A 21,688-nucleotide genomic window follows, 5' to 3' on the forward strand; every position below is an offset into this window, starting at 1 on the left:
TACTATTCAGTATAGTGTTTAGCGTGCCGTCGCTGGCACATGGTATTCCCGTGTCGTCAACGATACATCCCGGGCCTTACCGTTGATCATTTCAAATCCGGTGACAAAGCTCCTTGGATGGTTACTTTTACTCTTAGACTGCAATACAACCTCAACAATAAATGGGGCTTTTGACGTATCAGGAAAATGGTAAAACGAAGGACTAATACATAATTGACCATCAATAATTCGTAAATTCGGGTTTTCGGTAAACTGCCTTTCTTTAAACGATTTATTCCTGAGGTTGATAGAGATGAAAACAGGCTGATAATCCTTACTATCTGGGACGTAATAACAAACTGCATTATTCTTCATCCAGACGCTGGCTGTTTCAGCTGGGTAATATTTCATCCCACCCCACGGGCATCCGGTTAATGTAAATGCAGAAGTGACAGCTAAAATAAGAAACAGTACTGAATGCCACCACTTTATTTTTACCATGGAAACCCTCTCAATGAATTTCTATACATTTCTCGGATGATTGATTCAGATGCATCACCATCAAGAGTAACGATCTCCCAGCCCCTGAGACGCAACCAACCATCATAGCCATGAGCCTCTAGTGTAAAATTATCTGCAATAATCTGCGCCTGCTGCTCCATCGGATATTCACTTAACAGGCGACCATCAAGAGTGTAACGATAACTCACCATCCAACTGACCAATCCTCTCATAATAATATTCATGCCTTTCATTCGTTGCCAGACATGCCCCATTTCATGGATGAACATATGTTGAAGATCGTCAGTTGTCTGGGAGAAATCGTCGCAGTATTGGTCACGAAAATAAATCTCCCCATTTGGGGTCATAGCCGTATTCTTATCCTGTAGATTGAAAGGGAGATAACTCTCTCTGTGGATCCATACTTTCGAATAATCAATGGTGGATAAAAATACAGAGTGTGCCATCTGTATCTCACCCGTCGTAAGTAGCCTGACACCACCTTCTTTAATCCTGTACTCATCCTGCGTTTCATCAGTCATGTGTAAATTCCAGTACAATCCCTTCTTCATCATCCCATCCAAGCCGCAGCGACTGCGGTTTCTGTTTCGCTGCTATGTGGGTCAGCAACTGCTGACTCAGCACCGGCAGGATTTGCTGGTTGAGCAGACTGTCGACGTTACGTGCACCGGTGTCCGGCAGCAGGCAGGCGGCGACCAGCGCGTCATACAGGCTCTCCTCAATCTGCGTGGTCAGGCCGTAGTGACGATGTAAGCGCTTGCTGACCTGTGCGAGCTTCATTTCCACGATGGTGCGCATGGCAGGCTCACTCAGCGGGCGGTAAATCACGGTCTGGAAACGGGCCAGCAGTGCGGGCTGGAAGTGGTCGCGCAGGATCGGGCGCAGCAGTTCGTGCAGGTCGCCTTCGGTGGCGTCCGGCTGTTCATCCAGCAGCTGCATGATGTGGTCGCTGCCGAGATTGGAGGTCATCAGGATGACGGTGTTGCGGAAGTCGATTTCACGCCCTTCACCGTCGCGCATAAAGCCACGGTCAAACACCTGATAGAACAGGTTCATCACGTCACGGTGCGCCTTTTCCACCTCATCGAGCAGTACCACGCTGTACGGACGCTTGCGCACGGCTTCGGTGAGGATGCCACCCTGACCGTAGCCCACGTATCCCGGCGGTGAGCCTTTCAGCTGTGAAACCGTGTGCGACTCCTGGTACTCGGACAGGTTGATGGTGATGAGTGACTTCTCGCCACCGTACAGCACATCCGCCAGCGCCAGCGCGGTTTCGGTCTTACCGACGCCGCTCGGGCCGACCAGCAGAAAGACACCCTGCGGACCATTTTCTGAGGTGAGGCCTGTTTTCGCAGCACGCAGGCGCTGAGCGATGGCGGCCAGAGGAACATTCTGGCCTACCACTCGCTGGCCAATTTCGTTTTCCAGCGTCAGCAGCTCGGTCTGTTCGTCTTTCATCAGGGAAGACAGCGGCACGCCGGTCCAGTCGGCAATCACGGTGGCAACGGTGCGCACGTCCACATCAACGGAAAGCAGCGGGTTGCTGTGCTGCATGCCCTTCAGCTCCTGTTGCAGCGTGTGCGTCTCGCTACGACGGGAGATGTCCTGCCGGCTTTCCAGCAGTTGTCCGGTGAGTTTCAGTTCCTGACCGTACTGGGTTTGAAGCTCGTCGAGTGCAACGATGAGATCGTTCTCTTCCTGCTCAATGGCGGTCAGGCGTTCACCATGACTCTGAGTGCCGACGGCGATATCTTCCTGCAGCGCCTGCTTCTCCATTTCAAGAGAGGTAATCTGCGAGCGAATGCGGGTCAGCTGTTCCGGCACGGTGTCGAGGCTCATGCGCACGCGCGCAGCGGCGGTATCCAGCAGGTCAACGGCCTTGTCCGGCAGCTGGCGACCTGTCAGGTAGCGACGGGACAGCGTGACCGCAGCGCGCACCGCATCGTCAGTGATGTGTACATTGTGGTGTTCGGCATAGCGGGATTTGAGGCCACGCAGCATCAGACACGCCGTCTCATCGTCCGGCTCGTCCACCAACACCCGCTGGAATCGGCGCTCCAGCGCGGCATCGCGCTCGAAGTACTGCTTGTATTCGGACCAGGTTGTCGCAGCAATGGTGCGCAGTTCGCCGCGAGCCAGCGCTGGCTTCAGCAGGTTGGCCGCATCGGCTCCGCCCGCCTGGTTACCGGCACCAATGATGGTATGCGCTTCGTCGATAAACAGCAGAACCGGCACCGGCGACTGCTGAACCGCATCGATGACGTTTTTCAGGCGTTGTTCAAATTCACCTTTCACGCCTGCGCCCGCCTGCAACAGACCGAGGTCAAGGGTGCGCAGAATCACCGGTTTAAGGGATTCCGGTACGTTGCCTTCAGCAATACGCAGCGCCAGGCCTTCGACCAGCGCGGTTTTACCGACGCCCGGTTCACCGACCAGGATCGGGTTGTTTTTGCGACGGCGGGAAAGAATGTCGACCATCTGGCGGATTTCGGTATCACGGCCGAACACGGGGTCAATCTTGCCCTCTTTCGCTTTGGCGGTGACATCGAGGGTGAATTTATCCAGCGCGTTCTGTAGCGCCGGTTTCAGTTCGCCCTCTTTCAGCTCTGCATCGACCGGACGGCCGACAAATTCCACGTCACCACCGTGGTTCTGCGCCAGTCCGGCTTCCTGCTGCACTTCCGGACGTTCATCCGACTGCCCATCAAGCAGCGGACGCAAACGTTCCAGCTGACTCTGGCCCAGCGTCAGCAGCGGCCACAGCCCGTCACAGCGAACCAGTTTCTGTTTGTAAACCAGCGCCATCAGTAGATGGATGCTGCGGATTTGTTCCTCGCCGTTAAGGGAAGCAATCAGCCAGGCTTCTTGCATCAGCGTCTGAATGGCATCAGACAACTGTGGACGTTGACGTACTGAACGCGGTTGTTTATCCAGCCAGGCAAGCAAATCCTGCCAAAGCTGGTCCATATCCCACTCATAGCGGCGGGCCAGCACCGTCAGGTCACCTTCCCCCTGTTCGAGCAGCTTCAGCAGCCAGTGCTCCGGCAAAATTTCCGCATGGGCACGGGTCTGGCAGAGCGAAGCCGCACCTTCCATCGCACGGGCACAGTAAGGGTTCAGACGTCGCAACAGGATGGCTGGATTTTCCATGAATCTCTCTCTTTGTCGGTTCCTGGACACGCTACCGCCCATCGCTGTTCCCGTTAAGGGGGCCAAAGCGCATACGGTCAGGCTGGCAGTTTGTGATTTTCTTTGCTGAAAGCCCGCGAGCTGCAGACGTTCAGCAAAACAGCGGAAAGGTCATCCCCCTCCGCTTAAAAACGAGGATTACGCTTAAGAGTTCGTGTCGCAGGAAGGCGGCAAGTTCGTAAGTCTCCGGGAACATAGATAACTATGTGACCGGAGCGAGCGAACGCAGCCAACGCACCTGTGGCGCGAAATATGACGCGTAATCAGGCGGTGGCGCGTTCGTTCCAGGAATCGGAATGAATGATGTTGCCGTCTTTGTAGGTCCAGGTGATTTTTTCGTAACGCAGTTCAATGCGCTCAAGGTGGTTGTGCTTCTCTTTGGAAGGATCCTTGATGTCATACATTTCAGGATTCACTTTCACCACTTTCACGTTTTCCAGTTTGGTGTTGAAGTACTCCACTTCCTGGCCCGCGTCGTTGATTTTGTACCACCTGAATTCCGCAGACTTGAGGGTCTGACCAGTGGTCACAGCCTTGTACAGGTACGGGCTGGACGAGTCGATTTCCTTGGTGAACAGGAACGGGGTGTGGATACGGGTACCGGTCAGCTTGCCGGTGTTGTTGTCAGTCGGGATGTACAGGTTATGCTCCTGAGCCACCACTTCGATGCTGCCTTCACGATCCTGAACGTCCACAGACCCTTTAATGTCCGCGCCGCCGTCGTCTTTCAGCCAAAGATAAACAGGAATTGCCATGGAATTACTCTCCATTGTGTTGTGATGCGCCATCATCCTGCGATGACGCTGAGGGTTGGCCCGGTATCTGGCAGGCATTCGCCTGCGGTACCAGACTGATTTCGACACGGCGGTTGAGCGCACGGCCCTCCGTAGTGTCATTGGTTGCGACAGGACGGCTTGCGCCATAGCCCTGCACCGCAAAACAGCTTTCCGGTACATCACCGGTATCACGCATCCAGTCGCGTACCGCTTCGGCACGTTTCTGAGAGAGCGTCTGGTTCAGTTGTGCATTACCGGTGTTATCGGTATGCCCACTCACCACAATCAGCCAGCCTGGCTTCGCCTTGATACCGACCAGGGAGTTGACCAGCATTTTGGTGGAGCCAGCCTTCAGCACGGATTTGCCGGAATCGAACAGCGACATGCTGTCAAGACGAATGGTTTTCGGACCCTGAATGATTTTCTTGATAACCGGTGGAGGCGGTGGCGGCGGGGCCCAGTCACTGATGGCAGCCTCAACAGGCGGCACCAGGCGCAGCCCCTGATACAGCCCCAGGCGATAACGCAGTGGCTCCCCGCGACGCTGCCAGTCGTCCAGCAATGCGCCATCGGCTCGCAGGCGCTGCTGCGCACGCAGTTTCGGGGCAGCAGGCTTATCCGCCAGTTGGTGATATAACGCAAGGTGATCGCCCACATTACGAATGAGACGCTGGTTGTTCATCCAGGACGCCAGCATGGCAAGGGCCAGGAAAATCCCGCCCAGTAATCCGACATAGCGCCAGAACACCATTCTGCGACTGACACCGCGTCGGCGCGGTAACGCTGGCAGCAGCAGCTCAGGCAGCGGCAGTGGCTCTGTCGTCACAACGGCATCCGGTGGCAGCGCCGTCACGGAAGTAATGTGCTGTTGCCAGAGATTCCCCGCGATACCGCTCACCGGCACCATGCACATGCCCTGTACGCAAGGCTTCATCACCGGCAGCTCGCCCTGGCGTACCGACAGCAGGTCATTCACCGCGCTGTTCTGCCAGGCAAGCAGGCTGTCCAGCCACAGACCCTGACTCAGACGAGAAAGTCTCCCGTCAGATCCACTCTCCCGGGTCCACTCCGTCAATGACACATTGCCCTGACCGGGCTGATACACCTGAATACCGCTTCGCTGGCTTACTGTGGTAAACCAGACGGGTTCGGCCTCCGCGCAGACCACTGGGGGCGATACCCAGGTCACGGTCCACAGCGGGGGGATCGTGCCAAATGCCTCACGGCACTGGACGACAGCCCGCTGCCAGCCCCGAAGATTCTGGGTAAAATCATCACCGGAGGTGTGCTGTTCAGGTACCACCGCCAGCATGACGGAAATTTGCGACGCCAGGGCCGGGCGCACCAGGCTCAGGTGCTGTGCCAGGAGTGGCAGCTGTTCTGCATCCTTCACCCACAGATACCAGCCCTGCCGGGTTTCCCGGTGACGGAAACCGGACACAAACAGCGGGGTGTTGTCGCCGCAGACGAGGATCACCGCCCCCTGAAAATCTTCCGGCGGCAGGTTTTCATCCACAATCTCCCGGACAGCGGTCGCCCGCGCCCCGGAGGCCCGACGCTGACGCCAGAACATCACCCCGGACACCAGAACAACCAGCAGACTGAGCGCCGCGCGGCTGCCCGTGGACAGTGGCCAGAATCCCAGAATGAGCCACAGCGCCAGTACGGCACCCAGGGCAGTTAACAGACTTCGGTACGCATCCCGCATCGCTTACCCCGGCCTGACAGTCTGGCTCACCAGCTCGGTAAGCGAAGACGAAAGGAAGAACCACAGCGCCACCAGGGCGACAGCGGCCACAACCAAGGTCATCCAGTACCAGCGACGACCGCTTCGCAGGCGTGATACCCGGGCAACAATGGGGGCGTCCTGTGTCAGCGTGAAGGCCGGCACCCGTTCCGCGAGCGCACGAACGATATCTTCCCGACGCTCATCATCCTGGGCGCGATACTGACCGACAAAGCCCAGCTGCAAAGTGCGGTACATGCAGGTCAGAACGGCGGCGTCAGGGGCGGTTTCTTTCAGCAGGTTGCGGATCCGTTCCCACAGCTCCTCACCGGCATTGAGGGTACCAAAGAAGTGGGCCTGCAGCGGATCACGACGCCACGTCAGGTAACCATCATCAGTGGTTCCGCGATTCATCACACTCTCATCAAGCAATGCACACAGGGCATACACCATATGGTCACGGCTGATGTCGCTGTAACCTGCCTCCGTGAGCGCCGTTTTCGCCTCCTGCACCAGACGGCAGGCACGGCGATAAAGCCCTTCCCCGTCCCGGACTTCCTGACCGCCCCGCAGCTGGCTGGCCATCAGCCAGCCCGGGTAGAAAATACGTTCTATCTGGCTGAGTTCGGATTTATTCATGAGCGCAGGACCGCAAAGAGTTCCAGATTTACATCCCCCAGTGAGCGTGGGGTGTAGAAGGTGCAGCTGCCCATCTCAAGCATTGCCCGTGCCGCCTCCGTACTCAGATCCAGCGAGAAATACTGGTTCTCAAGACGTAAAGGGATAGCGGCCGGAACATGGGCCAGCGGCTTGATAACCATCCCGCTCAGGGCCACATTAACCACATCCGACACATCGTCAAAGCTGCCCGCTTTACACAGCTGCGGGAATTTCGTCTGTAGTTCATGATTCGGCATGGAGGATCGAACGGAGAGATAGAAGTCTGCCCCTTCGCGCAGGCGCGCATCGTGCAGGGCACCTTTCCAGATCTGATCCTGATGCTCCAGGTGGATACTCACCACCCGCGACGGCAGGCTCGCTTCCAGAAGCTTGTCGAGCAGTGCCAGCAGCGGCGGAAATACCCGTTCCGGTGCATCGTGCTGATAAGCAGGAATATCCCCGGCGTCGTGCTCAAGTGAGAAAGTCAGCAGGCTGCCGGCCAGGCGGGTCAGTTCGCGGTACAGCAGTTCCGGGTGACGAGACGGGGTCTGCAACAATTCCGTCAGTACGGGTTCAGCGCTGTTCAGGGCATTGAGCAGCCAGAACAGGGAGACATCGGCGACCGCAAAGTCGGCCATCCGCTCATTGCTTTCACGGCGCATGGCCATCAAACGCTTCCTGCGTGCCTGCAGGCGCACCAGCAGGTCATTCAGTTCGGTAGTAAGCCACGGACTGGCCGCAACGGACATCATCGGCGGGATAAAAGCCGGGTCCCGGCTCCACTGCCCCTGCGCATTACGCACCAGACGGGCTACCGGACAGGTCAGGTATGCCGTGTTTTCCTGGCTGGACAGACGCAGGGTCAGCGCATGACGGAGGATCGCGAGTTCCCCGCTTTCATGGCCGGCCAGTTCCTGCACGACGACACGCTCCGCTTTCCAGCGGCGCGGCCGCTCACTGTCCTGACCGTTATCGAGGTTGCCACCGCCGGCACTCAGCAGTGGCAGCGCGACAACCACGTCAACAGCCTCACTGCCGGCGGCAACAGACAAATCACAGACCGGAGGAAGCGTGTCTGCCAGGTCGGTATCAACAAGGGTCCCGTCCTGAAAGCGCACCACCAGACGTGTTGCATTCAGGCGCGAGAGCGCAAGCACTGCATCATCAAATTCTGCCGCAACCACGCCCCAGGGATGAGAAATACCCATCCGGGCGACCATGTCTGCAACACGTTCATTCCAACGGGCCTGCTGCTGGAACTGTTGCGGGGCCAGAGCGGCCCCATCTTCCCAAAGTGGGCGGTAAATTTTCATCCCTGCTCTCCCTCGCCTCAGGATTTCGCTTTCGGCATCTGGGAAACCAGCGACAGATTGACGTCCATCCCTTCCACCTGGAAGTGCGGCACGGCATAGAGCTTCACACGGAAGAAACCCGGGTTATCCTCAATATCCTCCACCGTCACTTTCGCGTCGCGCAGCGGGTGAGAAGCCTGCAGCTCGTCGCCCGGATCGGTCATTTCAGTCACCAGACTACGAACCCAGGTGTTCAGCTCAAGCTCCAACAGACGACGGTCCTTAGTGGTACCGATGTTTTCACGCTGAATAAGCTTCAGGTAGTGGGCAATACGCGACAGCAGGAAGATGTACGGCAGACGCGCATTGATGCGGCTGTTGGCTGTCGCATCCGCGGTGTCATACAGGGCTGGTTTCTGGGTCGAGTTCGCCGAGAAGAAGCACGCGTAGTCGCGGTTCTTGTAGTAGGAGAGCGGAATAAAGCCGAGATTGGCGAACTCAAATTCGCGGGTTTCCGGGATCATCACTTCAGAGGGAATTTTCACCTGATTGCCGGTGCCGAGGTCATACAGGTGGATAGGCAGATCCTGAACGGCACCACCGGCCTGCGGGCCACGGATTTGCACACACCAGCCGTTATTGATAAAGCTGCGCACCATATTGGATGCAAAGGCGAAGGATGCGTTGGCCCAGAGGTATTTGTCGTGATCCGGGCCTTTCACTTCTTCAACATAGTTGAAGCTGCGCACGGGTACGGTATCCGGGCCATACGGCAGGCGGCCCAGCACACGCGGCATCACCAGACCGATATAGCGGGAATCATCCGTCTCACGAAACGATTTCCACTTGATGTACTCGGCACGGTCAAAGTAGTTACCGATATCTTTTATAGCCGCCACTTCCTCCATCGAATCCTTGAGGAAAAATTTAGGGCCAGCGGAGCCGATAAACGGCATATGCGCAGCAGCAGAGACTTTAGAGATGTTGCGCAGAAGCGTTACATCCTGAGCGGAAGCATCAAACTCGTAGGCGGAAATCAGCGCGGCAATCGGCTCTCCACCGGGGGTGTCATACTCATCAATATAGGTATGCTTATACAGTCCGCTCTGGATAATTTCCGGGCAGTCTTCGAAGTCCTGTCGCAGGTCTTCTTTGGACATATCCAGCAGTTCAACCTTCACGTTCTGACGGAAATCGGTTTTGTCGACAAGCGATTTCACGCCGCGCCACAGACTTTCTACCGCCTGGAAGTCCTCATGGTGCATGACAGCATCAAGCTGACGACTAATCTGGTAGTCCAGCTCAGCGATATGATGGTCAATCAGGTTTTTGTCGAGTTTTTCAACTTTTGAGCCCGCTTTTGTCAGGCACTCCAGGAACACCTGCATCCCGGCCGTTAAACGTTCATCCGCAGTCGCATCCGACATCGCCTGCGCATCCTGCCAGATATCCAGTGCACTGAGTTCGGAGACCGGGTTCAGATTGATTTTTTTAAACAGAGACGCATAAACCCCACCAGCGGCCGGACGTTCCAGCACCACACTCTCGCCACCCGCGGCATTCTCATTTTTTACAGACATCAACATCTTCCTTATTAATCCGTTAAAACATCCTGACCGTTATGGCTGTTTAGGGGCCAGAGCAGACAACTCAGATCTGAGTTCTGCGCTTAATGCCGGGTCGAGCAGAATTTTTTCAAGCTCTTTCCGGAAAGCCTGATTGTCCAGCAGGTTAGCTTTTAAATCGCGAAGCAGATTACGCATGGAAAGCATCGCCTTCAGCTGAGGGATCTGCCGGGAAACCTGCTCAGGGGTGAAATCCTTCATGCTCTGGAATGTCAGATTGATATTGTCTTCGCTACCGTCACCGGCAAGCGTGTTTTTAACGGTGAGATTTACTTTTGGGGAATATTCGGAAAGTACTGAGTCAAAGTTATTTTTGTTCAGATTAACTTTTTTGCGTTCAGAGAGTGGCGCGGACTCCTGACCATTACTGAAGTCGCCCGCCACCAGTAATTTCAGGGGGAGTTCGGTTTTCTTGCTCGCCCCGCCCGTATGCAAATCAAGTTTTAAATTGATACGTGCCTTGGGTATTTCGGACTGAAAGGAAGAGTTAGACATGGCTGTCCCTGTTCTATGGAGTGATAGAAACCGCCACAGCCAGTGTCAAATATTAAGAATGGCTTACCCTGCCATAAAACATTCCTGCTATTAAACATTCAATGAAAAGCAGGACCTGCGGTCAGAAGCGAGTTCATTCCATTTACTGGCGATATGACGTGATGAAAGAGCGTAAATCCTGAATTTATTTTTCAGATAAACACCCATGGCGCGAGTTTAGAAATAGTGGGTCAACCAAAGGAAATGATAATATGTAACCATATGTAACAGGATAAACTTGCCAGCAAAAATCTGATACTGATCTGATATATAAGATTTTTCTTAAGATTGCGGCTGTGGGGCGCATGATGGCTGGGACTAAAAAATGTTTCAGTGAATAGTTCATTGCGGGATTGAACAGAAAAATTACCCAATGCTAAAAAGTGCGGTTCATGCTTTTTTTACAGGATAGCGGCAGAAAGTAAAAACGAGAATCAGACCAAACAGGTTAGTTTGCATGATAAGTTATGTTAATGATTTGTGGCACTGTTATACGCTGCTAATGTGCCTGTTGCCGCTAAGAAGTTCATCGACTTTCCCGACGACACGCTGAGGGCGTCATGCCATAAACCTGCCGGAAACGATGGCTGAAGTGGGCTGAAGAGTGGTAACCACACTGAAGGGCAATATCGGTCAGCGTCAGCTCGGGCCGTTCAAGCAATATCCTTGCACGATCCATACGACGGCGCATCACGAACTGGTGTGGTGCCTCGCCAGTGGTGTGACGGAACATGCGGGCAAAGTGAAACTCACTCAATGCCGCTTCCTGCGCCAGCACAGCCAGGGTTAAAGGCTGATCGAGATGGGTTTCAATAAATTCCAGAACCCGCCGTAATACCACTGGAGCCAGTCCACCCCGTACCTGGGGCAGTTGCCACTTAACTTCGCTGTAGTGCTGCAGCAGATGGGTCAGCAAGAGTGTTGATGCGCTGCTCAGCGTCAGCTGGCTGGCGGGCTGTTGCCAGTCGCTGCTCAGCAGAAAGTGTCGATAGAGCTGGGTAATGCGGTCATCAACAGAAAAGATTTTCTCATGCAGGTTTAACTGCGCCGGACTGCGGTCCCAGACCCGTTCGGCCAGTTGCCGCAGCTGGTTCTCGCTGCAATAGAGATGAACAAAGGCGAGATCGGCACGCAGATCCCAGGTTGATTCCGTGCCTGCCGGCATCAGACAGAAGCGGTCCGGTGCGCCACCGTTACGCCAGCCATGCGGGGTTTTATGCCAGGTATCGTAGCCGCCCTCCACGTAAAGGCTTAGCGTGTGATGGTCGCTGAGGTTTGTCACGCGATCGCCACTATTAAACCAGGCTGCCAGCTGAATGCCGCTGTTAAGTTGCACCTGATCGCGCAGTTGTGCTTTGTGGCGTTGCAGCATGTCAAAGGTCTGGAAGCGACTCATCGGGTATCAGTTCAGATAAACAGAGTGCCAGTTTACGGATTGTGCGGGACAGAAAACAGAGCACATCGGGACAGAGAGTAAAAATGCGCAAGATTTTGCAAACCCTGCGCAATCCGCTGCAAGATCAGGGAGCGTTGCGGGTGCAGACTCGGCGTTTTGCGGTGGAGAATCTGGCAATGAACCTGTTTTTGTATCTCTCAGTCGTGCTGATCTGGGGCACGACCTGGATTGCGATTTATGCGCAACAGTCTGCAGGCATCAGCGCCGTAACCGTCGCTGTCTTCTGGCGTTTTTTGCTGGCCTCACTGGTCATGTTATTGCTGCTAAAGCTGATAAAGCGTCTGCACAGGCTGACGCTGCAGGATCACCTTTTCTGTTTACTGCAGGGCTGTTGCGTTTTTGGCTTTAACTTTGTCTGCTTCTATTACGCCTCTGGCTATATCAGCAGCGGACTGGAGTCGGTCATTTTCTCTATGGCTGTGATGTATAACGCCATTAACAGCTGGATATTTTTCCGTCAGCGCCCTTCCGCACGTCTGATTCCGGCGATAGTGCTCGGCATGGCGGGTATTGTTGCGTTGTTCTGGCACGATCTGCGCAGCACTCAGGCCTCGGCCGGCTTGATGTGGGGCATTGGGTTAAGTGCGCTGGGCACCCTGGGATTTTCATTCGGCAATATGATCAGTCAGCGGCATCAGCGTCTGCAACGTGACGTGTTGACAACCAACAGTTACGGCATGTTATACGGTGCGCTGATCATGGCACTGGTCTCGCTGCTGCAGGGTGTTTCGCTGCAGCCGACATGGAACACTCAGTGGTTTGGGGCATTGATCTATCTGGCTATCGTGGGATCGGTGATGGGATTCGGAGCCTATTTTACGCTGGTGGGACGTATCGGACCCAGTCGGGCTGCCTATACAACGGTGCTGTTTCCGCTGGTGGCGCTGGCACTCTCTACCCGTTATGAAGGATATGAGTGGCATGCCAGCGCCATCCCTGGCCTTGTCATGATTTTACTGGGCAATATCGTGATGTTTGCCCGTTGGCCGGCAAGTCTTCGCCGGATAATCATCTGACGCGGAGGCGGGCTGAGGCCCGCGTCCGGATGGGCGTTATGCCCACTGCTGCTGAAGGAGTTTCTGTGGTTTATTGATCGCTTTACGCGCAATCCAGTAGAGCAGAACACGCTCATCGTCACTATCACGATCGGCCATCGACAGCAGTTTTAATGCCAGCGTCGATTTGGTCACAGGCTGTTGTTCTGTACTGAGTTCAATCACCGCCTGACCGATGATGCAGCAAACTTCATCCTCACTGGTGCTGGATTCATATGTCCGGTCTTTCATATTTCCTCCTGATAAGTGAACTGTTAGCCTGGCAAATAATCTGTAAACCTGCTCACAGAATCATCTGATTGAAACATTATCTTACGGCTAATTACGCTTAATCATTAAGCTGCCGTTTTGCTTACTTTTGACGCGACGTTGCCAACCCCTCCCGATGCCATTCATACCGCCTGAATGGCATTTCATTCCCCGATCCGTTCCGTTCATGCCTTTACTGCTCACGCGCGCGAATCACTGCTTTATTCTGACCGCAGTTTCCAGATTCCCGGATGGGAGAGAAAAATTATGAACCAGACTCAACAGGCTTCTTACCAGCGTGCTCGCTGGCTTACATTGTTCGGAACGGTAATCACTCAGTTCGCGCTGGGGTCAGTCTACACGTGGAGTTTGTTTAACGGCCAGCTGTCACAGAAGCTGGATGCGACGGTCAGTCAGGTCGCTTTTTCATTTGGTCTGCTGAGCCTGGGGCTGGCTATTGCCTCCTCGCTGGCCGGTAAATTACAGGAACGTTTTGGCGTACGCCGCGTCACTATCGGGGCGGGTGTGCTGATGGCGCTGGGTTTCTGGCTTACCGCGCATGCTAATAACCTGATGATGCTCTATTTCAGCGCCGGACTGCTGGTGGGCCTGGCCGATGGCGCAGGTTACCTGATGACGCTCTCAAACTGCGTGAAGTGGTTTCCGGAGCGCAAAGGGATGATCTCTGCCTGTGCGATTGGCGCTTACGGTCTTGGCAGTCTGGGATTCAAATTTATCTGCGGGGCGTTGCTGGCAACGGTGGGTCTGGAGCAGACCTTTATGATCTGGGGCGTGCTCGCGATGTCGATGATTATCCTCGGTGCACTGCTGATGCGTGATGCCCCCCTTCAGGATACCGGGAGCAGCACGAATGGTCAGCAACATGCGCGGGATTACACACTGGCACAGTCGGTGCGTCTGCCTCAGTACTGGATGCTGGCGCTGATGTTCCTGACAGCCTGCATGAGCGGTCTCTATGTGATAGGCGTTGCCAAAGATATCGGCGAAGGGCTGGTGCATCTGACTACGCAGACCGCTGCCAGTGCGGTAACGGTGATTGCGATTGCCAACCTGAGTGGCCGTCTGGTGCTGGGCATACTGTCTGACAAAATGATGCGCATCCGGGTTATTTCACTGGCGCAAATCGTGTCGCTGATCGGGATGAGCGTGCTGCTGTTTACCAGAATGAATGAGATCACCTTCTTCCTGTCACTCGCCTGTGTAGCCTTCAGCTTTGGCGGTACCATCACGGTATTCCCGTCGCTGGTCAGTGACTTTTTCGGCCTCAACAACCTGACAAAAAACTATGGTCTGCTCTATCTCGGATTTGGTATCGGAAGCGTGCTGGGCTCACTGGTCGCCTCGCTGTTTGGCGGGTTCACCGTCACCTTCAGCCTGATTATGACACTGCTGGTCATCTCCCTGTTCCTGTCACTCACCATCCGCTTACCACAGAGTTCTGTTACAGCAACACCTGTATTGCAACGTCATTAACCATCACGACGGGCCGCGCCAGAGCGGCCCGTTCACGTTTAGCCGCGGAATCGCGGCTCTGCCATGCCCGCCACCGAGACGTCCACCGCAAAGATATTGCCTGACTGCGGATAGCGCGCCAGCTCCTCTTCGGTGCGATCTTCCCGTGAACTGGTAATAAACAGCGTTTTAAGATCGGCGCCACCAAAGGCCACCATGGTTGGCCACTTCACCGGCAGCAGGATCTCATCGACGATTTCGCTGCTCCGGGGATCGATGCGTACTACGCGTCCGCCATCAAACTGTGCGGACCAGTAAAATCCTTCGCTATCCACTGCGGCACCATCCGGCAATCCACCTTTCGCGTCGAAACGGCGGAACAGAGTGCGTTCGCCCGGTTCGCCCTGCGCATTTAATGGATAGCGATAGAGCGCTTCATTCGGCGTGTCACTGTGATACATCCAGCGCCGGTCGGGAGAGAAGGCCAGCCCGTTGGAAATTTTAATGTCACGCGCTTTGACCTCCAGCTTCAGGTCAGGCGTCACGCGGCACAGCAGCCCGCCATTTTTGTCCTGCGGTTCCCACAGGCTGCCGCACCAGAAATTCCCCCAGGGATCAACGCGGCCATCATTAAATCGGCTTTGCGCAGCCTCACCGGGATTTTCTGCGATCTTTTTCTCTGGCTTACCCTGCGCATCCAGCAGCCAGACACCGCCACGCAATGCAGCTATCAGACCGCCCTGCTCACGCAGACCGATGCATCCCACCTCTTCCGCCTGCGGGAAAGTTTGCAGTTCACCGCTGACCGGATTAAAACGGTGAATGGCGGGTGCCAGAATATCGACACAGTACAGCACCTGTTCCTTGACGGACCAGAGCGGGCATTCGCCCAGTTCAGCCTGTAAAGCCAGAATATTTTTAACGTCATGCGCCATGTTTCTCTCCCATTGAACTGACATGCTAATAATGTAGTTGTAAAAACTTTCAAATGAGAATTATTTTCGCTTGATTTTGAGACTATTCTCTTTGATAGTATTTACTATTCAGTTCATTCTTATTTCTTTATTATTCTCCGCTGCAAAACGCAGCACTCTGAAATATTCCGTCATACCTTCTTAAATAACTCTACAAAGCCTGCATCTTCACTCCACTTTTCCAGCGTAGTGTCATAGTCATTGGAAAAGAGGAGAAGCTTCCGATGAAGAGATTAATTAAAGTCGCTTCGGTGGTTGCGCTGATGACCTTATTAAGTGGTTGTATCATCAGCCCCAGACACGACAATGGCTGGCACCGCGGGGGTGGCGGCGGATATCATGGAGGCTACTATGGAGGTTATCACGGTGGGTATCATGGCGGTCACCATCGCCGCTAACGGGCAAAGATGTCACACAGCATAAAATAAAAGCATTAAACTTTAAGGGCGGGATAATTATCCCGCCCGTTTTATTTAGCTTTTCACAGCATAATTACACTGGAACCACGCTTTCTGCAGTCCCGGAATATGACTCTCCTGCGCAGGTAACGCCTCGACTTTATCAAAGCCTTTATTACTGCAGTAATTCGCCAGATCAATATTCATTGCATCACGATTGACCTTTACCGGGTCAAAACGGTACTGCACGGTATTTGAGCCTGGATCTTCATCTACACGTTCAAATGCCCCGGGTTTGCTGGCAGTACATCCACTCAACAAAATCAGCGCCAGTGCGCCGGTTATTAGTTTTTTCATTTAGTTATCCTCACGTTGCCGCGCAGTTTATGACGCAGCATGCCGCGCATCCATAGGATTAATGCGCGAAAGTTCAAAACTTGAGAAGCTTTTACCGATTAATGTAATACGATTAAACGGCTATCACTATCATGAACGGCATGACAAGATGCATTCAGACAAAACGAAGACTGCACCACACCAGGAAATGCCAAAAATAAAAATCTGTTCCTCTCTTCCCTGCCCGCGCTTAGCGGGCTTTTTTTCGCCCGCCATTCCGCTGCTCCGCTGCCGCTTACTGGCCAGTTAATGCAATCATTCTACGTAACAGGTTAGCGGCGCGCTTGTCAGGTAATGCCAGAATCGCGCTGTAGAGATCAATCGACATGGCACACAGCGATGAGCGATCAACCGCCGTGTCGGCAGGCATATTCAGCTGCTGCAGCTTATCCCCCCACTGCTGATAGAGCCGGGCGACAATTTTTTGCAGATCATCCTGCGCCTGCGTCTTATCCAGCGGTTGCTCGGGAAGTGGACTGTTCAGCAGCAGCTGCTCCATGGCATCCGCCTCTTTGCGATTCAGTGACGGCGGCAGCGTGGTCAGCAGATTGATGCCGCCACTCACCTGCGGATAGAGATAACGGAAGCAGAGGCCCGGATCGATTTGGTTCAGCGCCCGCATCTCTTCAACTGAGACGCTGATATAGTTGACCACCGCCGCGTCAGTTCCGCGCATCAGCCGCTGATTAATCACCTCAATCAGCCAGCCACGTAGCTCGCCCGTCGCCTTCTCAGCTGGCTCCCCCGCCCGGATGCGCCGGGTCAGCTCCTGGGTCAGCAACAGCCATAACGCCGGTTCCTGAGTCTGCAGCACCCGATAACCGGGCATCTTTGCCAGTTGATTTACCGCCTGCTCACGCTGACTGGCCTGCAACTGATGCGGCGCAACCCAGCTGAACCAGAGCAGATTCGCCAGTATCAGGGGCAGCAGAAAGATGATCAGCCCCTGCCACAAACGCAGCCGGGTGGTTTTGATCAGCACAATAACAATCAGCGCCAGCAACGCAAACGCGGCCAGCGTAATAAAAAGCAGAGCATTCATGCGGCGGGATTAATCCTTACGCACATCGATCAGCACAGGACAGTGAGCGCGCTCAATAACCGATGCGCTGACTGAGCCTTTTAACAGCCGATTCAAAGAGGAGAGATGGCGACGTCCCATGATAATCATGCTGGCCTTAAGCTGTTGCGACTGGGCAACGATAGTATCTGCCGCGTCACCCGCCAGAATCATGCCTCGCGCATTAATGCCCGCGCGCAGTAACGGAGCCAGTGCATGGCGCACCACCATTTCTGCCGTATTCTGCTCATCCTGCGCAGCCACAAAATCGGCCGGATCTTCACCCGCATCGATTTCCATTGGCTGATTACAGGAGGAGTAAGCGGGATCGACGCAGCACAGCACGACCACATCGGCGCGATGCGCCAGCGCTTCTTCAATGGTTAAGGCGACCACTTTTTCCGCTACCGGAGAGTGATCAATGGCCATCAGCAGGGTTTTCATCGAATGCTTATCCTTCTATCGCGGCGACTTTGCCGATTTCACGCACCAGTGCCTCTTTACACTTCAGCATCTCGTCACGAAAACGGGCTTCGTGTCGCAGAAAACGTGCAGAAGGCACCAGCAAAGAGACAGAAAAGCGACCAAACAGCGTATCCAGCGCAAACGCCATGGTAGAGATACCTTCCAGCGTTTCACCGCGATCCACGGCGATACCGGTTTCGCGCACTTCCCTGATAAGTTGCAGCAACTGAGGCAGCGTTTTCACCGTCATATCGGTTAACTCCTGCCAGGCGTCGCCAACGATCGTCCGTACATCTTTTTCACACTCCAGCGCCAGCAACGCCCGTCCACCGGAGGTGCTGTAGAGCGGCAGATTCAGTCCCATATGCGGAACCACCCGAAGCTCACGCGACGCCACCACGTGGTGAATAATCGCCAGCTGACTGCCGCTGGCGCGCGCCAGCGAGACGGTTTCATTGGTGTCGGAAGAGAGTTTTTCCAGCAGCGGACTGACCAGATCAACCACATCGGTATGTACGCTGGAGATCAGTTTTAACAGCGCTGGCCCCAGACGCAGTCCGCCCGCCCCGCTGCTGCGCACCAGCTCTGCACTGTCGAGCGCGGCAACAATACGCTGCACCGTTGAGCGCGGCAGTTCGACCGCCTGAGCGATCTCACCGAGGCTCATGCCGCCGGGCTGTTCGCCAAGCGCATTAAGAATTTTTGCCGCACGGGCGATGACCTGTATACCGCCCGTTTTTTCATCCTCGCGGCTGGAGGGTTGATGTGCCATAGCGTCGTCCTGTTTGAGCTGCCTTACTGTAGCGCGAATGCCGCACTTTTTACAGCCTGTACCACATTGCAATACAGTATACCGGGATGTAATATTACGACCTGTATCACATCGCAGTACACTGCATCATAATAACGAGATCGCCTGCAATGAACGCTAAGCCTGCCGCCGCGCCGGCCCCTCATCCTTTTACACTGCAACTGGCACTGGGATTAGTCGGCGTGCTCATCGCCGCCCTGACCTCCGGGCTGAACGATCGCGTCAGTGATATCGCGCTGGCCGATATCCGTGCCGCGATCGGCATCAGTTACGATCAGGGTAGCTGGATTATCTCTGGCTATCAGGCGGCAGAAGTGGCCGCCATGATGATTGCGCCCTGGTTTGCCGTCACCCTGTCGCTGCGGCGTTTTACGTTAGGCGTGTCGGCGGGATTTATGCTGACTGGCATTCTGCTGCCGCTGGTGCGGGATCCGACGCTATTTATCAGCCTGCGCGTATTGCAGGGCCTGTTTGGCGGCGCCTTACCGCCAATGCTGATGACGGTCGCCCTGCGCTTTCTGCCGCCGCCCTTTAAACTTTTTGGCCTGGCGGGCTATGCCCTGACCGCAACGTTTGGTCCCAATATGGCGGCCTCGCTGGCCTCGTTGTGGACCGATCACGTCAGCTGGATGATGGTGTTCTGGCAGGTCGTGCCGTTGATGCTGATCGCTATGCTGCTGACAGGATGGGGATTGCCCCAGGATCCGCTGCGACCGGAACGCTTTCAGCAGATCGATCTGTTCGGCATGGTGACCGGCTGCAGTGGTGTTGCGCTGCTGATTCTGGTGCTGACCCAGGGTGAGCGCCTCGACTGGCTGAACTCGCCACTGATTACCGGTATGTTGCTCACCGCGCTGCCGCTGCTGCTGGTTTTCCTGATTAATGAGTGGTTTCACCCGCTGCCGCTGTTTAAATTGCAGATGCTCCGACGGCCAAATCTGGCGCATGGCTTGCTGGGCCTGGCCTGCGTGCTCATCCTTGGGCTTTCTGGCTCCGCGCTGCCTTCGGCCTATTTTGCTCAGGTCAGCGGCTTTCGCACCCTTGAGTTTGCCCCGCTGGCGCTGGCGGTGGGTCTGCCGCAACTGCTGATCGCACCGCTGATTGCAGCCCTGCTGAATATCCGCTGGATCGACTGCCGCTGGATGCTGACGGCGGGCGTCGGCTTGCTGGTGACCTCCTGTCTGCTGGGCACACAGATCACCAGTGACTGGGCAAGACAGAATTTCTGGCTGCTGCAGATCCTGCAGGCGTTCGGACAACCGATGATCATTTTGCCGATACTGATGAGCGCCACCAGCGTTGTGGCCCCGCCAGAAGGCCCGTTTGCCTCGGCGATGTTTAATACGGTGCGCGGCTTTTCCAGCATCGCTGCCTCTACGCTGGTTGAGGTTTTCCTTTCGCATCGTGAGCAGTTTCACTCCAGTGTGCTGATTAATCAGGCGGCCAGTCGCAGCTGGCTGATGACAGCGCCGACGGCCAGTCAGGCCAGCAGCAGCTTGCCGCTGTTGCCGGATGGCAGCATCAGCGCCGCCGATAATCTCAGCGGATTCGCCACCCTGGTCAGGCATCAGGCCACGATCCTTGGTCTGAGCGACAGCTGGCTGATGCTGACCGGCTTTGCCGCCTGCCTGTTATTGCTTACCGCCATCCTGCCAAAACGGGTGTGGCCGCCTCAAACTTTGATTCAAAACCCTTCCCGGAATAACTGAATATGCGTGCTTTCGAAATGAAAAGAACCCTGCTGCTGAGTCTGTTGCTGCTGGTGTTACTGGCCATCGCTTTTGTGGTCTGGTCACTGATGACCGGCAACGATCACCGCACCAACGACGCGTACGTCAATGCGGACTACACCCTGGTGGCACCGAAAGTCTCGGGCTACATCAGCCACGTGCAGGTGCAGGATAATCAGCAGGTCAAAGCGGGTCAGCTGCTGGCGACGCTGGACGATCGTGACTATCGTGTGGCGCTGGAGAGTGCGGAGGCTGACCTGCAGGTGAGCCAGGCGAAACTGCTGAGCAGTCAGGCACAGCTGGAGCAGCAGCAGTCGGTGATTGATCAGCAGAAAGCCAGCGTCGCGGCCAGCGAAGCCTCTGCGCAGTATGCCGGTCAGAGCGCCGATCGTTATAACCGCCTCTATAAAAGCGGTACCGTGGCAGCCGACGATCAGCAGAAAGCCAGCTCAAACCAGCGCTCGGCGCTGGCAGCCGTGCATCAGAGTCAGGCCGCGCTGGCGTCGGCAGTAAAACAGGTGGGAGTGCTACAGGCGGCGGTGCGTTCAGCAGAAGCGGACGTTGCAGCGGCGAAGGCCAGCGTCGATCAGGCCAGGCTGAATCTCTCCTACACCCGCATTACTGCGCCCGTTGACGGCATGGTAGGTCAGCGCTCGGTGCGGACCGGCGCGTACGTATCAGCCGGCACCCGTCTGCTGGCGGTGGTGCCACTGCAGCAAACCTACATAACCGCTAACTATCTTGAGACGCAGTTAAGCGATGTGCGTCCCGGCCAGCGGGTGCGGATCCGGGTGGACGCCCTGCCGGGCGAGACCTTTACCGGTCATGTGGACAGCATCGCACCGGCCACCGGCGCAACTTTTTCGGCGATCTCTCCCGATAACGCCACCGGCAACTACACTAAAGTCGTTCAACGTCTGCCGGTGAAAATTGTGCTGGATGGCGACCAACAGCATCTGGCTCAGTTACGTGTAGGCATGTCGGCGATCCCTGAAATCGAAGTGCCGTAAAATTGTGAGCAATATCTCAGAACGGACCTATTTCATTTGGGGAGGATTACGCGTAAATTAGCGCTCGATCCTGTTCTGAGTTATTCAGATCAACCCGGAAGAGAGCAGACCATGACTGTAAATGGCGATCTCTTTTCCACATCTGTTCGCGTTGCACTGGTTTGGGATCGCCATCATCGTAACCGCTCAGAGGAGTTGCTTTGTGAAATATGCCTTGATGGGAATATCTTTTTTCGCGTTACTTTGGTTCGGAACCTTTGTTCTGCTGCTGAAGTAATGGCGTGACAGTGCCGCCACGGGGCGAC

General features: G+C 55.2%; 21 protein-coding genes. 5 read left to right on the forward strand and 16 right to left on the reverse strand.

Translation table 11 applies throughout. The features are described from left to right. Positions 1-18: 18 nt before the first annotated feature. The 10 genes from NR195_RS14010 to NR195_RS14055 form a co-directional block, all read right to left on the reverse strand. Positions 19-480 (reverse strand): putative T6SS immunity periplasmic lipoprotein, encoded by a 462-nt coding sequence (locus NR195_RS14010; protein WP_235194782.1) that lies wholly within the window; start codon positions 478-480, stop codon positions 19-21. Beyond that, positions 474-1,022, reverse strand: a complete 549-nt coding sequence (locus NR195_RS14015; protein ID WP_033772344.1) for a hypothetical protein — start codon at positions 1,020-1,022, stop codon at positions 474-476. The genes NR195_RS14010 and NR195_RS14015 overlap by 7 nt, the downstream gene beginning before the upstream one ends. After that, positions 1,015-3,654, reverse strand: a complete 2,640-nt coding sequence (gene tssH, locus NR195_RS14020) for a type VI secretion system ATPase TssH (RefSeq protein WP_256844633.1) — start codon at positions 3,652-3,654, stop codon at positions 1,015-1,017. Before tssH ends, NR195_RS14015 begins: the two co-directional genes overlap by 8 nt. A 302-nt stretch (positions 3,655-3,956) precedes the next feature. Beyond that, positions 3,957-4,448, reverse strand: coding sequence for a type VI secretion system effector Hcp (hcp, locus tag NR195_RS14025; protein ID WP_033758542.1), 492 nt, complete (start codon positions 4,446-4,448; stop codon positions 3,957-3,959). A 4-nt stretch (positions 4,449-4,452) separates the two neighbouring features. Then, positions 4,453-6,177, reverse strand: coding sequence for an OmpA family protein (locus tag NR195_RS14030; RefSeq protein WP_256844634.1), 1,725 nt, complete (start codon positions 6,175-6,177; stop codon positions 4,453-4,455). 3 nt (positions 6,178-6,180) lie between these two features. Next, a complete protein-coding gene (gene tssL / locus NR195_RS14035) occupies positions 6,181-6,834 on the reverse strand; it encodes a type VI secretion system protein TssL, short form (RefSeq protein WP_223566161.1) in 654 nt (217 codons plus the stop codon). Next, a complete protein-coding gene (gene tssK, locus NR195_RS14040) occupies positions 6,831-8,168 on the reverse strand; it encodes a type VI secretion system baseplate subunit TssK (RefSeq protein ID WP_157352711.1) in 1,338 nt (445 codons plus the stop codon). The genes tssL and tssK overlap by 4 nt, the downstream gene beginning before the upstream one ends. A 17-nt stretch (positions 8,169-8,185) precedes the next feature. Next, a complete protein-coding gene (tssC, locus tag NR195_RS14045) occupies positions 8,186-9,733 on the reverse strand; it encodes a type VI secretion system contractile sheath large subunit (RefSeq protein WP_010671385.1) in 1,548 nt (515 codons plus the stop codon). Positions 9,734-9,766: 33 nt separating this feature from the next. Beyond that, positions 9,767-10,267, reverse strand: coding sequence for a type VI secretion system contractile sheath small subunit (gene tssB / locus NR195_RS14050; RefSeq protein ID WP_010671384.1), 501 nt, complete (start codon positions 10,265-10,267; stop codon positions 9,767-9,769). A 565-nt stretch (positions 10,268-10,832) separates the two neighbouring features. Then, positions 10,833-11,702, reverse strand: a complete 870-nt coding sequence (locus NR195_RS14055; protein WP_256844635.1) for a helix-turn-helix domain-containing protein — start codon at positions 11,700-11,702, stop codon at positions 10,833-10,835. A 176-nt stretch (positions 11,703-11,878) separates the two neighbouring features. Here NR195_RS14055 and NR195_RS14060 point away from each other — a divergent pair, with 176 nt between their 5' ends. Beyond that, entirely contained in the window at positions 11,879-12,778 is a 900-nt protein-coding gene (locus NR195_RS14060) for a DMT family transporter (RefSeq protein ID WP_256844640.1), read from the forward strand. Between the two features lie 36 nt (positions 12,779-12,814). Here NR195_RS14060 and NR195_RS14065 read toward each other — a convergent pair whose 3' ends face one another. Beyond that, positions 12,815-13,048: a hypothetical protein gene (locus NR195_RS14065; RefSeq protein WP_010257893.1), complete on the reverse strand. Its 234-nt coding sequence runs from the start codon at positions 13,046-13,048 to the stop codon at positions 12,815-12,817. 285 nt (positions 13,049-13,333) lie between these two features. Here NR195_RS14065 and NR195_RS14070 point away from each other — a divergent pair, with 285 nt between their 5' ends. Beyond that, complete coding sequence (locus NR195_RS14070; protein ID WP_022624176.1) at positions 13,334-14,560, forward strand: OFA family MFS transporter; 1,227 nt, start codon at positions 13,334-13,336, stop codon at positions 14,558-14,560. Positions 14,561-14,598: 38 nt separating this feature from the next. Here the strand turns inward: NR195_RS14070 and NR195_RS14075 are convergent, their stop codons facing one another. The 5 genes from NR195_RS14075 to NR195_RS14095 all read right to left on the reverse strand — a co-directional run bounded on the left by NR195_RS14075 (position 14,599) and on the right by NR195_RS14095 (position 18,604). Then, positions 14,599-15,474: an SMP-30/gluconolactonase/LRE family protein gene (locus NR195_RS14075; RefSeq protein ID WP_256844636.1), complete on the reverse strand. Its 876-nt coding sequence runs from the start codon at positions 15,472-15,474 to the stop codon at positions 14,599-14,601. A gap of 512 nt (positions 15,475-15,986) precedes the next feature. Beyond that, the gene (locus NR195_RS14080) at positions 15,987-16,268 is read right to left on the reverse strand and encodes a lipoprotein (RefSeq protein WP_033758553.1); all 282 of its coding nucleotides are present in this window, start codon (positions 16,266-16,268) and stop codon (positions 15,987-15,989) included. 274 nt (positions 16,269-16,542) lie between these two features. Then, positions 16,543-17,349, reverse strand: coding sequence for a hypothetical protein (locus NR195_RS14085; RefSeq protein WP_052272199.1), 807 nt, complete (start codon positions 17,347-17,349; stop codon positions 16,543-16,545). 9 nt (positions 17,350-17,358) lie between these two features. Then, positions 17,359-17,811, reverse strand: a complete 453-nt coding sequence (locus tag NR195_RS14090; RefSeq protein WP_033769738.1) for a universal stress protein — start codon at positions 17,809-17,811, stop codon at positions 17,359-17,361. A 7-nt stretch (positions 17,812-17,818) separates the two neighbouring features. Next, entirely contained in the window at positions 17,819-18,604 is a 786-nt protein-coding gene (locus NR195_RS14095) for an IclR family transcriptional regulator (RefSeq protein WP_010257875.1), read from the reverse strand. A 149-nt stretch (positions 18,605-18,753) separates the two neighbouring features. Between NR195_RS14095 and NR195_RS14100 the strand changes: the two genes are divergently transcribed. The 3 genes from NR195_RS14100 (at position 18,754) to ypdK (ending at position 21,660) form a co-directional block, all read left to right on the forward strand. Then, a complete protein-coding gene (locus NR195_RS14100) occupies positions 18,754-20,352 on the forward strand; it encodes an MFS transporter (RefSeq protein ID WP_033788121.1) in 1,599 nt (532 codons plus the stop codon). Positions 20,353-20,354: 2 nt separating this feature from the next. Then, a complete protein-coding gene (locus NR195_RS14105; protein ID WP_010257869.1) occupies positions 20,355-21,383 on the forward strand; it encodes an HlyD family secretion protein in 1,029 nt (342 codons plus the stop codon). A 202-nt stretch (positions 21,384-21,585) separates the two neighbouring features. Next, a complete protein-coding gene (gene ypdK / locus NR195_RS14110; protein ID WP_099257831.1) occupies positions 21,586-21,660 on the forward strand; it encodes a membrane protein YpdK in 75 nt (24 codons plus the stop codon). The last annotated feature ends 28 nt before the right edge of the window (positions 21,661-21,688 follow it).

This window comes from Pantoea sp. Ft-CA_14 (genome assembly GCF_024520875.1).
Classification (GTDB): domain Bacteria; phylum Pseudomonadota; class Gammaproteobacteria; order Enterobacterales; family Enterobacteriaceae; genus Pantoea; species Pantoea agglomerans.

What these genes read in the sequence shown, in the direction of transcription:
- NR195_RS14015 (WP_033772344.1), bottom strand. Translation starts at nt 1,022, where the DNA reads ATGACTGATGAAACGCAGGATGAGTACAGGATTAAAGAAGGTGGTGTC.
- NR195_RS14090 (WP_033769738.1), bottom strand. Translation starts at nt 17,811, where the DNA reads ATGAAAACCCTGCTGATGGCCATTGATCACTCTCCGGTAGCGGAAAAA.
- NR195_RS14100 (WP_033788121.1), top strand. Translation starts at nt 18,754, where the DNA reads ATGAACGCTAAGCCTGCCGCCGCGCCGGCCCCTCATCCTTTTACACTG.
- NR195_RS14070 (WP_022624176.1), top strand. Translation starts at nt 13,334, where the DNA reads ATGAACCAGACTCAACAGGCTTCTTACCAGCGTGCTCGCTGGCTTACA.
- tssK (WP_157352711.1), bottom strand. Translation starts at nt 8,168, where the DNA reads ATGAAAATTTACCGCCCACTTTGGGAAGATGGGGCCGCTCTGGCCCCG.
- tssL (WP_223566161.1), bottom strand. Translation starts at nt 6,834, where the DNA reads ATGAATAAATCCGAACTCAGCCAGATAGAACGTATTTTCTACCCGGGC.
- tssH (WP_256844633.1), bottom strand. Translation starts at nt 3,654, where the DNA reads ATGGAAAATCCAGCCATCCTGTTGCGACGTCTGAACCCTTACTGTGCC.
- NR195_RS14030 (WP_256844634.1), bottom strand. Translation starts at nt 6,177, where the DNA reads ATGCGGGATGCGTACCGAAGTCTGTTAACTGCCCTGGGTGCCGTACTG.
- NR195_RS14055 (WP_256844635.1), bottom strand. Translation starts at nt 11,702, where the DNA reads ATGAGTCGCTTCCAGACCTTTGACATGCTGCAACGCCACAAAGCACAA.
- NR195_RS14060 (WP_256844640.1), top strand. Translation starts at nt 11,879, where the DNA reads ATGAACCTGTTTTTGTATCTCTCAGTCGTGCTGATCTGGGGCACGACC.
- NR195_RS14105 (WP_010257869.1), top strand. Translation starts at nt 20,355, where the DNA reads ATGCGTGCTTTCGAAATGAAAAGAACCCTGCTGCTGAGTCTGTTGCTG.
- tssB (WP_010671384.1), bottom strand. Translation starts at nt 10,267, where the DNA reads ATGTCTAACTCTTCCTTTCAGTCCGAAATACCCAAGGCACGTATCAAT.
- tssC (WP_010671385.1), bottom strand. Translation starts at nt 9,733, where the DNA reads ATGTTGATGTCTGTAAAAAATGAGAATGCCGCGGGTGGCGAGAGTGTG.
- NR195_RS14095 (WP_010257875.1), bottom strand. Translation starts at nt 18,604, where the DNA reads ATGGCACATCAACCCTCCAGCCGCGAGGATGAAAAAACGGGCGGTATA.
- NR195_RS14075 (WP_256844636.1), bottom strand. Translation starts at nt 15,474, where the DNA reads ATGGCGCATGACGTTAAAAATATTCTGGCTTTACAGGCTGAACTGGGC.
- NR195_RS14080 (WP_033758553.1), bottom strand. Translation starts at nt 16,268, where the DNA reads ATGAAAAAACTAATAACCGGCGCACTGGCGCTGATTTTGTTGAGTGGA.
- NR195_RS14065 (WP_010257893.1), bottom strand. Translation starts at nt 13,048, where the DNA reads ATGAAAGACCGGACATATGAATCCAGCACCAGTGAGGATGAAGTTTGC.
- hcp (WP_033758542.1), bottom strand. Translation starts at nt 4,448, where the DNA reads ATGGCAATTCCTGTTTATCTTTGGCTGAAAGACGACGGCGGCGCGGAC.
- NR195_RS14010 (WP_235194782.1), bottom strand. Translation starts at nt 480, where the DNA reads ATGGTAAAAATAAAGTGGTGGCATTCAGTACTGTTTCTTATTTTAGCT.
- NR195_RS14085 (WP_052272199.1), bottom strand. Translation starts at nt 17,349, where the DNA reads ATGAATGCTCTGCTTTTTATTACGCTGGCCGCGTTTGCGTTGCTGGCG.